At 59.0% G+C, this 11,053-nt stretch carries 10 protein-coding genes; 8 read left to right on the top strand and 2 right to left on the bottom strand.

What is annotated here, in order from left to right; translation table 11 throughout:
- Positions 1-84: 84 nt before the first annotated feature.
- Genes msbA through BN874_RS22710 form a run of 3 tightly spaced genes read left to right on the top strand, consistent with a single transcriptional unit; the run spans position 85 to position 2,698 of the window.
- The gene (gene msbA, locus BN874_RS13685) at positions 85-1,842 is read left to right on the top strand and encodes a lipid A export permease/ATP-binding protein MsbA (protein ID WP_034434439.1); all 1,758 of its coding nucleotides are present in this window, start codon (positions 85-87) and stop codon (positions 1,840-1,842) included.
- 12 nt (positions 1,843-1,854) lie between these two features.
- Positions 1,855-2,139, top strand: coding sequence for a hypothetical protein (locus BN874_RS24640; RefSeq protein WP_154724941.1), 285 nt, complete (start codon positions 1,855-1,857; stop codon positions 2,137-2,139).
- Between the two features lie 22 nt (positions 2,140-2,161).
- Positions 2,162-2,698 (top strand): tetratricopeptide repeat protein, encoded by a 537-nt coding sequence (locus tag BN874_RS22710; protein ID WP_051497849.1) that lies wholly within the window; start codon positions 2,162-2,164, stop codon positions 2,696-2,698.
- Positions 2,699-2,717: 19 nt separating this feature from the next.
- Here BN874_RS22710 and BN874_RS13670 read toward each other — a convergent pair whose 3' ends face one another.
- On the bottom strand, positions 2,718-3,566 hold the full coding sequence (locus BN874_RS13670; RefSeq protein WP_034434435.1) for a sulfurtransferase: 849 nt from the start codon (positions 3,564-3,566) through the stop codon (positions 2,718-2,720).
- A gap of 109 nt (positions 3,567-3,675) precedes the next feature.
- The gene (gene yihA / locus BN874_RS13665) at positions 3,676-4,344 is read right to left on the bottom strand and encodes a ribosome biogenesis GTP-binding protein YihA/YsxC (protein ID WP_051497848.1); all 669 of its coding nucleotides are present in this window, start codon (positions 4,342-4,344) and stop codon (positions 3,676-3,678) included.
- A gap of 167 nt (positions 4,345-4,511) precedes the next feature.
- Between yihA and BN874_RS13660 the strand changes: the two genes are divergently transcribed.
- The 5 genes from BN874_RS13660 (at position 4,512) to BN874_RS13640 (ending at position 10,166) form a co-directional block, all read left to right on the top strand.
- Positions 4,512-5,123: a c-type cytochrome gene (locus BN874_RS13660; protein WP_034434432.1), complete on the top strand. Its 612-nt coding sequence runs from the start codon at positions 4,512-4,514 to the stop codon at positions 5,121-5,123.
- Between the two features lie 195 nt (positions 5,124-5,318).
- On the top strand, positions 5,319-7,445 hold the full coding sequence (locus BN874_RS13655) for a cytochrome c biogenesis protein ResB (protein WP_051497847.1): 2,127 nt from the start codon (positions 5,319-5,321) through the stop codon (positions 7,443-7,445).
- Positions 7,429-8,610 carry a c-type cytochrome biogenesis protein CcsB gene (gene ccsB / locus BN874_RS13650; RefSeq protein ID WP_081756401.1) on the top strand — a complete coding sequence of 394 codons (1,182 nt, stop codon included), beginning with the start codon at positions 7,429-7,431 and terminating at the stop codon, positions 8,608-8,610. The genes BN874_RS13655 and ccsB overlap by 17 nt, the downstream gene beginning before the upstream one ends.
- A 52-nt stretch (positions 8,611-8,662) precedes the next feature.
- Positions 8,663-9,304: a thiol:disulfide interchange protein DsbA/DsbL gene (locus BN874_RS13645; protein ID WP_034434430.1), complete on the top strand. Its 642-nt coding sequence runs from the start codon at positions 8,663-8,665 to the stop codon at positions 9,302-9,304.
- Between the two features lie 13 nt (positions 9,305-9,317).
- On the top strand, positions 9,318-10,166 hold the full coding sequence (locus tag BN874_RS13640; protein ID WP_081756400.1) for an endonuclease/exonuclease/phosphatase family protein: 849 nt from the start codon (positions 9,318-9,320) through the stop codon (positions 10,164-10,166).
- The last annotated feature ends 887 nt before the right edge of the window (positions 10,167-11,053 follow it).

Genomic DNA, 11,053 nt, shown 5'->3' with positions numbered 1-11,053 from the left:
ATTACAAATTAGAAAATTATATCCTAAAGTTAACAGCAATTGCTATGCCGAACACTATTGGACAAAACCCCACTTTGCGACCCCATGAACAGCCCTGATCTCTATTTTCGACTGTTGCGTTATGTGCGACCGTACACCCGCATTTTTGCGCTTGCGATCATTGGCACTGCCGCCGCCGCCGCCACTGAGCCAATGATTCCGGCGCTGATCCAGCCGTTGCTGGATGGCAGCTTTGTCAATAAGGATCCGCACTCGATCCGGCTGATCCCGCTGCTGCTGGTGGCGGTGTTCATCGTGCGCGGCGTGGCTGATTTCATCGGCAAGCTGGCGATGGAATGGATCGCTCACCGGGTGGTGATGGATCTGCGTAACGCCCTGTTCGCCCGATTGCTGATCCTGCCGACCCGTTATTTCGACGACCATTCCGCCGGCAACCTGCTCTCCCGTCTGACCTACGATGTCAATCAGGTGATGACCGCCACCACTCAGGCGCTGGTGACGCTGGTCAAGGACGGGCTATCGGTGATTGGCCTGTTGGGCTGGATGCTGTATCTGAACTGGAAACTGTCGCTGATGGCGTTTCTGATTGCGCCCGGCATCGCGCTGATTATGCGGCTGGTCAGTCGGCGACTGCGGCGGCTTAGCCGGGAATTGCAGGAACTGATGGGCGATCTGAACCATGTGATTGACGAAGTACTGCAAGGCCACAAGGTCATCAAGATTTTCGGCGGGCAGGACTATGAGCGGCAACGCTTTCACCGGGTCAACAACCGGGTGCGCCAGTTCAATTTGAAGCTGGCGGCGGTCTCCGAGGGGAGCGGGCCACTGGTGCAATTGCTGGCGATCATGGCTCTGGGCGCGGTGATCTATTTCGCCGCGCTGCAATCCGCCGCCAATCAGATCACGGTGGGCGGCTTCGTCTCGCTCTTTGGGGCGATGGCGATGTTGCTGGCGCCGATCAAGCGGCTGACCAAGGTTAACGAGCATCTGCAACGTGGGCTGGCGGCGGCAGAAACCATCTTTGCGCTGCTGGACGAGCCGCCGGAACCGGATCGAGGCGTTCGTACCATCGGTCGTGCTCAGGGTCGGATCAGCTTCCACAATGTGAGTCATCGCTACCGGGCCGAGGGCACCGAGGTCATCCATCAGTTCAGCCTGGAGGTGCAACCGGGCGAAACCATCGCGCTGGTGGGTCCTTCCGGCAGCGGAAAAACCACGCTGATGGGTCTGTTGCCGCGCTTCTATGAACCCGAAGCCGGCGATATTCAGGTGGATGGCGTCCCGATCCGCGAACTGCGACTGGCCGAGCTGCGCGCCAACATCGCCTATGTCAGCCAGGACATCGTGCTGTTCAACGATACTGTTGCCGCCAATATCGCTTATGGAGCGGGCTTCCAGGCCAGCGAGGCTGAACTGATTCGGGCCGCTGAGAGCGCCCACGCCATGGAATTCATCCGTGAATTGCCGCAGGGGTTGCAGACGCTGATCGGCGAAAACGGGGCGCGATTGTCCGGTGGTCAGCGCCAGCGTCTTGCTATCGCCCGCGCCCTGCTCAAAAACGCGCCGATCCTGATTCTGGATGAAGCGACGTCGGCGCTGGATACCCACTCCGAGCGTAAGGTGCAGCAGGCATTGGATACTTTGCGTCAGGGTCGCACCGCCTTCATCATCGCCCACCGCTTGTCCACAATTGAGAGCGCCGACCGCATCGTAGTACTTGACCGGGGTGGCATGGTCGAGATGGGTACCCACCCTGAATTACTGGCTCAGGGCGGGTTGTACGCCAGCCTGTACCGATTGCAGAGTAATGATGACCACGCAACAACGTTGCATTTTCAATAAAATTATTGTCGAATGAACAACATTACCTCTTTGTACCGGCTAACCAGCGGTCACGGCTTACGAATGCGGATGATGCGCAGCAACATAGACCCTTCCAAAAAACTGGCGCCACTGCTGCGCCAAGCCTTCCGGTATGGGGTTGAAGCGGCGAACCGGGGTGAGGATCGCAATCCTTACGTCCCGAACAGTCACCTCTATCACGCCTGGGTAGCGGGATGGGCGACGCTGGCCCGTGGCTGGAGCAACACGGATGATCTCCGTTATCCTGATCGGCGAAACCGGGTCCATCCTTCCTGAACCGCTCTCTGAGATTAACTCAATGATAAAAAAACTGTTCTTCCTGCTCCTGACCGGCGCTCTGCTGGGTGCCGCGCCGATCTGGGCCGCCGATGGCGACTGGGATCGGGCCAAGGCCGCCCACGAACGGGGGGATTACACCGCCGAGATCGCGATCATTCGCCCGCTGGCCGAGAAAGGCTTTGCCTTCGCCCAGTTCAATCTTGGGGTGCTGTACGATCAGGGCAATGGCGTGCCGCAGGATAATGCGCTGGCGATGCAGTGGTATCAGAAGGCGGCGGAACAAGGCTTGTCGCAAGCGCAGGTCAATCTGGCGATCATGTACCGGGAAGGCCAGGGCATGCCAGTGAACCTGACGCGAGCCTACTTCTGGTTCGAGTTGGCCGATGCGCAAGGCGACAGCCAGGCGCCGGAGGCCAAGCGCGAGCTGGCCGAGAAACTGACCCCGGCCCAGGTTACCGAAGCCGAGCGGCAAGCTACTGAATTCATGTTCACCCATTCCTTCACGGTGCCGCCGCTGCCCCCGTATAACCCCGGATCGGCGCACGGCGGCGGTTGATCACGGTTAAAAAAACCTCTCAGTCAGCGCCGGTGGCGACTGGTCGGGCCGGATCACGAATCCACTCGCTCCACGATCCGGCGTACAGCCGCGAACCGTTCAGTCCAGCGGTCTCCATCGCCAGCAGATTGTGGCAAGCGCTCACCCCGGAACCGCAACTATGCACCACTGCATCGGGTAATCGCCTGCCCAGCGCTGTAGCGAACCGTGCCCGTAGTTCGACGGGCGGCAGGAAGTGGCCGTCGGGCGTCAGATTGCCATCGGTCGGCAAATTGATGGCGCCGGGAATGTGGCCGGCAACCGGATCAATCGGCTCCATCTCCCCCTGGTAACGCGCCGCTCCCCGTGCATCCAGCAACACCTCATCTGCTGGCAACGCCAACACCTGCGCCGTGGTCAACCAGTGCTGATGATCCGGCTTGGCATCGAAAATAACAGGTCGCACGATGGGCAATTCGGCAGTCAGCGGCAAACAGGCCCGCTGCCATGCGGGAAAGCCACCGTCCAGCACCGCACCAGCGCGGTGTCTCACCCAACGCAGCAACCACCACAACCGCGCCGCCGCCAGCATTCCGCCCATGTCGTCGTAGGCCACAACCTGCGTGTCGGGTCCAATCCCCCATTTGCCCAAGGTGTGCGCCAACCGGGTCGGATCAGGCAAGGGATGCCGCCCGGTGACTGGCGTGATCGGGCTAGATAAGTCCGCGTCGAGATGAGCGTAGCGGGCGCCGGGAATATGGCTCTCCCGGTAGGCCCGCTCACCGGCTTCGATATCCGCCATAGTGAAGCGGCAATCCACGACCACCCAATCCGGATCGCAGCAATGCGCGTTCAAGGTGGTGGCATCAATCAGGGTGTCGTAGTTCATCCTTATTCTCGGTATAGGAAAATGCGTTTAGCGGTCATAAAGACTTCCTCGGTAGTGGCTTATGTTAAGAGCCTATCGGGAACCGGACGCCGCAGGCTGGCCTACAGAGTCAGCGCACAGTGTCGGAGACAGTCGCTACAAACCCCAGCCACTCATCCAATCGGGCGTGCGCCTCATCCACGCCCAATCGGGCGGTTGCTGAAAACAATTGAGCGCTGGCTTGCGGATAGTCGGTCTTGAGCGGCTGTTGCACCTGTTGCAGCGCCGTTAGCGCCGCGCCGCGACTGAGCTTGTCCGCCTTGGTCAGCAGGATATGGGTAGGAAGCTGGCGGTAGGCGCATCCGTCCAGCATCTGCCGGTCCAGCGCGGTTAATGGGTGGCGAATGTCCATCAACAGCAGCAGGCCACGCAGGGCTACGCGCTCGCGTAAATACTGCTCCAACAACTTTTGCCAATGCCGGCGAATCGCATCCGGCACTTGGGCGTAGCCGTAGCCGGGCAAATCCACCAGATAGCGCTCTGGCTCCACCAGGAAGAAATTGATCAACTGGGTGCGGCCCGGCGTTTTGCTGACTCGGGCGAGTTGTCGCTGGTTAGTGAGCAGATTGAGGGCGCTGGACTTGCCGGCATTGGAACGACCGGCAACGGCCACTTCTCGACCGATATCAGGCGGAAGTTGCACTAACTCATTAACACTATTTAGGAACTTGACCGCCTGATAGCGAGTGGCCGCCGTGCGCACTGCCGGGATAGGAGTAAACTGGATAGGGTTTTTCATTGAATTCAAGGGCCGAAACTGCTATATAAAACCGCCGCTTTCGCGGGGCGGGATTTGTTCAGACTAGCACGGATTCCGCCGCGACCCAGCGAGGTTCAGCCGCCGATTTCCGCCTACGGCAGGTCGCCTGAACCGAATTATCGTCATCGTACAGGAGCCTTCTAAAAATGAAAAAACTCGTTGTGATCGCCGCGACCTGCGCCCTGCTCGGCTCTGCGACCGCTGCCTTGGCCGCCGGCGACCCTACCGCCGGCAAAACCAAGTCCGTCACCTGCGCGGCTTGCCACAATGCAGATGGTAACAGCGCCATTGCCCAGTATCCCAAACTGGCAGGGCAAAGCGCCGATTACCTGGTTAAACAGTTGCAGGAATATAAGAGTGGAACCCGTGTCAATCCGATCATGGCCGGTATGGTCGCGCCGCTCAGTCCACAGGACATGGAAGATTTAGCGGCCTATTTTTCCTCGCAGCAAATTGCTGGTGGCGCTGCTGATCCAGCTCTGGCCCCGGTCGGTGAGGCGATCTTCCGTGGCGGCAACCTGACTAGCGGCGTTGCGGCCTGTATGGCTTGCCACGGCGTCGCCGGCGCCGGCAATCCCGCTGCCAAGTTCCCGGCACTGGCCGGCCAGCACGCCGAGTATGCCGAAGCCCAGTTGAAGGCGTTCCGCGCCATGGAACGCGCCAACGATGCCGGTCAGATGATGCGTGGCGTCGCCGCCAAGCTGACTGATCCGGAAATCAAGGCGGTTGCCTCCTACGTTCAGGGCTTGCAACCCTAAAAGCCAGTCAAACTGGGGTGAAATACCTGGGTTTAAATAGGGGGTGGCGGTTTAGCCACCCTTTTTTTGCAGTATCGGCGGTGATTTTTAACTCCATGCTGGGATTCCCCATCTTGAACGGATTTCGGCTGTCCGGGTCAAACCGGCGTCTATCGCCCTTCCTTATCATTCTGCCATCTTCCTCGAATCCCCACTGTGAGCGAAACGATCACACCCATAGGCAAGTCCGTCCACCGCCGTACCTTGGGCTGGGTGCTGCTGGAATTTCTCGGCTCCATGAATCTCGCCATTACCCTGCTGGTGGTGGTGGCCGTCTCCTCAATCATCGGTACGGTGCTGCAACAGAATCAGCCCTATCCGAATTATGTGATCAAGTTCGGGCCATTCTGGTTCGAGGTATTTAATCGGCTGGGATTGTATGATGTCTACGGTGCCGGCTGGTTTATTGCCATCCTGGCGTTTCTCATTCTCTCCACCAGTGTCTGCATCTACCGGCAGGCTCCCGGCAAGCTACGGGAGATGCTCCGCTTCCGCACCCGGATTCGGGCCGATTCGTTGCGCGGTTTTCATCAATGCGTTGAATGGCGGTTGCCGGAGCGCGATCTCAAAGCGGTATTGACGGAAGTGACCGGCGCATTTCATGCGTTCGGCTATCGCTGGCGGGTTCAGAATTATAGCGATCACCAGGTCGCAGCAGCGATGAAGGGTCGCTACAACCGCTTGGGCTATCTGTTCACCCATGCGGCGGTGGTGATCATTGGCATTGGCGGGCTGCTGGATGGCAATTTATGGCTGAAGCTCAAGGAATGGCGCGGCGAGATCGCCCTGGAAACCCGCGACCTGGCCGCCCGCGATATTCCGCCGATCAGTCGGTTGGCGCCCGGTGCGGTGTCGGCGTTTCGCGGCAACGTGATGCTGCCTGAAGGCAGCGCCGCCAATTTTGTGTTCCTGCGGCTACGTGATGGTTTTCTGTTGCAGGAACTGCCGTTTGCGATTGAATTGCGGGATTTTCAGGTCGAGTACCACGCCACCGGCCAGCCCAAATCCTTTACCAGTCAGGTCCGTATTCACGACCAGGATCATCTGGGCGATACACCGCTGGAGGCCACTATTCAGGTCAATCATCCGTTGGTCTATCGCGGTTACGCTATTTATCAGTCTGATTTTGGCGACGGCGGCTCCAAGCTGGAGCTGCGGGCGTGGCCGTTGACCACGGCGCGGGCTGATCCGGTTGAAACTCAAGGTGAGATCGGTAGTGTGCTCAAGGTGGCAGGGCCGACCGGTGCAATCCGGTTGGAACTGGATGATTTCCGGTTGTTCAATCTGTTGCCGGAACCCGGTGCCCAGCCCGGCGACCGCAAGTTTCGCAATTTCGGTCCCAGCGTCGGCTTCAAATTGCGTGATGCCGCCGGCGAAGCGCACGAATATCTCAATTACATGACGCCGGTGCAGCTTGAAGGCCGCTGGTTTTTCATCAGCGGTGCCCGCGCCCAGCCGGGGGCCGAATTCATGTACCTGCATATCCCGGTAGATGCGAACAACAGTCCTGAACGCTTCCTGCGCTTCAACGCCCGCTTGCACGACGCCGACGGATTGCGCACCGTGCTGGCGCGGTCAGCGCCGTCGGTCGAGGGGCAAAGCCCCGACTTCCAGCGCGATCTGGATCAGGTGCGGCTGAATTTGGTCGGGCTGTTCGCCCAGGGCGGTTTCGCGGCGGTGACGCAAAAGGCTCAGGCCGTGGTACCCGCTGATCGATTGAAAGAAGCGACCGGATTGTATCTCAACATCCTGCGCGACACCTTGGCCGAGGTCTTTCTCGACGTGCTGCGTGAGGAAGGAGTGAAGCTGGAGCAGGGCGTGGGCGAGCGGGAGGATGCATTTTTCAACGATGCGCTATCGGCGTTGGCGGCGCTGCCGGCCTACGGGTCGCCGTTCTATCTGCAACTCACCCGCTTTCAACAGGTAGAAGCCTCCGGTTTGCAGGTGACCCACAGCAACGCCACCGGCATGGTCTATACCGGCTTTGCGTTTCTGGTCATCGGCATCTTTATCATGTTTTATACCTCCTATCGTCGGTTGTGGGCGTGGTTAGCGCTGGAGGATAACGGAGTGCGGCTGATTCTGGCGGGCGCGGCTCATCGTCATTCAGCCGAGTTCACTGGTGAATTCAACGCGCTGCAAGCCGATTTGATCCGACGATTGGGTTCGCCTGAAGCGGTTGTAGAAATCACCGTACCGCCCCCGGATACGGCAGAGGCGGTGGCGCTGCAGCCATTCATTCGTGATACAGAGAGGAGTACAAGCAATGGCAGTCACTCGTGAAGCGATGCTGGAACGTCCTTGGGAACACTCATCGCCCTGGCTGCGATTGGCATTCTGGGACGGGCTGTGGGCACTATTGATCGCAGTCGGTTCTGGCTATGCCTATTGGCTTTATCAACCGTACATGGACGGTTACGAGGTTGCCATTCAGATCGGCAGCACCTTGGCGCTCATCACTTGGGGCCTGTACTGGAAACCGGCCCGCCGGTTCGTACTGACGGTGGCGCTACTGACGGTGGTCGCGTTATGGCGCTACGGCGCGGATTACGAGTTGCGCAAGAGTGCGTTCCTGCTCAAGTATCTGCTGGAAAGCCAGGCGGCGTTCATGTGGATGAGCACCCTTTATGTGCTGGCGACCGCGACCTATTTCGTTGCGCTGTTTAGCCGCTCCGAGTTCATCGGCAAGACCGCCACCGCGCTGACTTGGAGTGCGACGGTGATGGGTCTGACCGGACTGCTGGTGCGCTGGCGCGAATCCTATCTGCTCGGTACCGACATCGGCCATATTCCGGTGAGCAACCTGTACGAAGTGTTCATCCTGTTTGCGCTGATCACTGCGCTGCTCTACCTGTTCTATGAGGATCGGCATCGTACCCGCGCTATGGGCGGTTTCGCCCTGCTGGCGATCAGCGGCGCGGTCGCTTTCCTGCTGTGGTACACCTTCGACCGTCAGGCTCATCACATCCAGCCGTTGATCCCGGCGTTGCAGAGTTATTGGATGAAAATTCATGTGCCGGCCAATTTCATCGGCTATGGCGCTTTTGCCCTGGCGGCGATGCTGGGCGTGGCCTATCTGTTGCGATCCGGCGCTGAAGCGCACCGTCCGCAGGGGCTGCTGGCGCGGACCTTGCCGCCGCTGGATTTGCTGGATGACGTGATGTACAAGGCGATTGCGCTGGGTTTCGCTGCATTTACGATTGCGACGATTCTTGGCGCGCTGTGGGCAGCGGAAGCATGGGGCGGTTATTGGTCCTGGGACCCCAAGGAAACCTGGGCGCTGATCGTCTGGCTGAACTACGCGGCTTGGTTGCACCTGCGACTGACCAAGGGCTGGCGCGGCACGCCGATGGCCTGGTGGGCGGTGATCGGTCTTTTCGTGACTCTGTTCGCCTTCCTTGGCGTCAACATGTTCCTATCCGGGCTACACTCTTACGGTACCCTGTAGGCTGCACCACCGGGTTCTGTTTCCGTTATCGAACTGAAGGAATTTTGATCCTATGCCCCATCTGCTCCGTCGTCTGTTGCTGATCCTGTTGGCCGGTGTGCTGCCGTTGGCTATTGCTCACGCCGCCGACTCGTCCGCTCCGCCACCGCCCTTTCAAGAAGGCAAAGACTATATCCGGTTGCCGGCTGCGGTGCCGCCTGCTGCGCCCGATAAGGCTGAAGTGGTCGAGCTTTTCTCGTACACCTGTCCGCACTGCCGCGATCTGGAGCCGACGGTGCGGGAATGGCTAAAACGCAAGCCTGATAACGTAGTGTTCACGCGGATTGCCGTTGCCTTCGGCGCGAATTGGGAACCCAGTGCCCGTGCCTATTACGCTGCCGAGGCGCTGGGAGTGCTGGATAAGGTGCATCAACCGCTGTTCGACGCCATTCACCGGGAAAAGCGCAAGTTGAATACCGAGGACGAACTGGCGGCGTTTTTTGTCGAGCAGGGAGTGGATCAGGAGGCTTTTCGCAAAGCCTACAAATCGTTCCAGACCGAGACCCAGTTACGGCGCGGCAACCAGTTAGCCCAGCGCTACGGAGTGCGTGGAGTACCGGCGGTGATCGTCAACGGCCAATATGACGTGCGTTCGCCGCAGATGTTTGAAGTGGTGGATTTCCTGATCGCCAAACCCGCCGTTCCGCAAAGCTGAGGATGGAATCGGAATGGCCGATCCGGTCGAGTCGCAACGGGTGCGACTACTCAGCTACAACATCCAGAGCGGGCTGACCACGCTCAAGTATTCTCAGTATCTCACCCGAAGCTGGAAACATTTGGTGCCGGTGCCATCGCGGATGAGTAATCTCGACGGTATCGCCCAAGTTCTGGCCGATTACGATATCGTCGGTTTGCAGGAAGTGGACGCCGGCAGCCTGCGCAGCGGTTTTGTTAATCAGGTTAAGTATCTGGCCGACTCCGCCGGTTTCGACTATGTGTTTGATCAGTCCAACCGCAAGATCGGCATGATCTCCCAGCATGGCAACGCGCTGTTGAGCCGCGCCCGGCCGGAGGCCATTACCGAGCATAAGTTGCCGGGACTAATTCCGGGCCGGGGGGTGCTGGAGGTCCGGTTCGGGGCCGGGCCGGATGCGCTGCATGTGCTGATTCTGCACATGGCCCTGGGTCGGCGCGCCCGGTTGCGACAGATTGGGTTTCTAGCCGAGTTGGTGCGTGATTACCGCCACGTCATTCTGATGGGCGATCTCAACTGCGACTCGGATAGCCCGGAGATAGCGGCGCTGCTGGAAACGGCCCACCTGTGCGAACCGGAGCCGGGCCTGTACACCTTTCCCAGTTGGCGGCCGGATCGGCAACTGGATCATATTCTGGTATCGCCGACGATTAGGGTTGAACAGGTCGAAGTGCTGGATTGTGTGTTTTCGGATCACCTGCCCATCACTATGGCGGCACGATTGCCGGAGTCGGTGCGACTGGCATGGGACTCGCGACCGGCTTTATCATCCGCCTTGGACTCGGTGGCCCTGGTTCCAGCCCACCCGCCCGCAATGCCCTAGAGTTTTCGCTCCCCCTTCGCAAAAGGGGCAGGGCCGTTAGGTTCTTCATCAGGATTTTCCGCGAGAAACCCCGGCATTTATGCCGGGGAGGGATAACGGACGGTGCGGCAGTTCCCCTCGGGGGGACTGTTGAAGCGCCGCGTTTTTGGGTAGCCTCTTCAATGTCTCCTATTCAAGACCTACCGCCGGGCAGGCGGAAGGTGAAGTCTGTGGAGAGGAGGTGAGACCTGGGGGAGTTTCCGGCTGCGGTTCGACCCGCGTAAGACTCCCCACTCCGGGGAATCGAATCGGCGAAAACCAAGCCTTAGCTCCTCTGGGCACTCCTCAACGAAGCAGAAAACCCTGATTGTGAAATCAGGAATCCCCGTCCTTTAGAGCCTGCCCCCGCGTAGGCGGGGGGCGGGGAGGATGTCAACGTTCCCCGGTACGCCAGCCAGCGTATCATTCGCCTGAATCGGCTGATAACCCTATAGCAACAGAGTGCCCTTCAACCAAGGTTTTGAATGGATTGAACGCCATGCGTCTCTCCACCTGATTTTTTGATTCGACCGAAGCAGGTTCGTCCCTGAACCCATCGCCAGTGACGGCTACTGCTCAATGACGACCTCTTGGCCACCCTCGACCTGAATTTCCACAGTTACGCCGCTGACTTCAAGTTTATAAGTACCGGCGGGTATTACTTTCTCAGTGCCGGTATAAAATATATCCACTACTTTTCCAGTTTGATCATGGATAGGAACACTACCAGTATATTTAGGAAACGCGATGTGCAACTTTAGCGGATAGGTCTTGAAGCGACACGGCTATCGGCATAGGTTATTGATGGTGAGGTGCCCCCTGGATTTCGTCTTCCAAGGGTCGATGATTAACATCGAGACTGGAAGGAC

This window comes from Candidatus Contendobacter odensis Run_B_J11 (assembly GCF_000531125.1).
Lineage (GTDB): Bacteria > Pseudomonadota > Gammaproteobacteria > Competibacterales > Competibacteraceae > Contendibacter > Contendibacter odensensis.
Note: the sequence above shows the minus strand (reverse complement) of the source record. Positions and strands in the feature narration are given on the sequence as shown.

What these genes read in the sequence shown, in the direction of transcription:
- yihA (WP_051497848.1), bottom strand. Translation starts at nt 4,344, where the DNA reads ATGAAAAACCCTATCCAGTTTACTCCTATCCCGGCAGTGCGCACGGCG.
- BN874_RS13645 (WP_034434430.1), top strand. Translation starts at nt 8,663, where the DNA reads ATGCCCCATCTGCTCCGTCGTCTGTTGCTGATCCTGTTGGCCGGTGTG.
- BN874_RS22710 (WP_051497849.1), top strand. Translation starts at nt 2,162, where the DNA reads ATGATAAAAAAACTGTTCTTCCTGCTCCTGACCGGCGCTCTGCTGGGT.
- ccsB (WP_081756401.1), top strand. Translation starts at nt 7,429, where the DNA reads ATGGCAGTCACTCGTGAAGCGATGCTGGAACGTCCTTGGGAACACTCA.
- BN874_RS24640 (WP_154724941.1), top strand. Translation starts at nt 1,855, where the DNA reads ATGAACAACATTACCTCTTTGTACCGGCTAACCAGCGGTCACGGCTTA.
- BN874_RS13670 (WP_034434435.1), bottom strand. Translation starts at nt 3,566, where the DNA reads ATGAACTACGACACCCTGATTGATGCCACCACCTTGAACGCGCATTGC.
- msbA (WP_034434439.1), top strand. Translation starts at nt 85, where the DNA reads ATGAACAGCCCTGATCTCTATTTTCGACTGTTGCGTTATGTGCGACCG.
- BN874_RS13640 (WP_081756400.1), top strand. Translation starts at nt 9,318, where the DNA reads ATGGCCGATCCGGTCGAGTCGCAACGGGTGCGACTACTCAGCTACAAC.
- BN874_RS13660 (WP_034434432.1), top strand. Translation starts at nt 4,512, where the DNA reads ATGAAAAAACTCGTTGTGATCGCCGCGACCTGCGCCCTGCTCGGCTCT.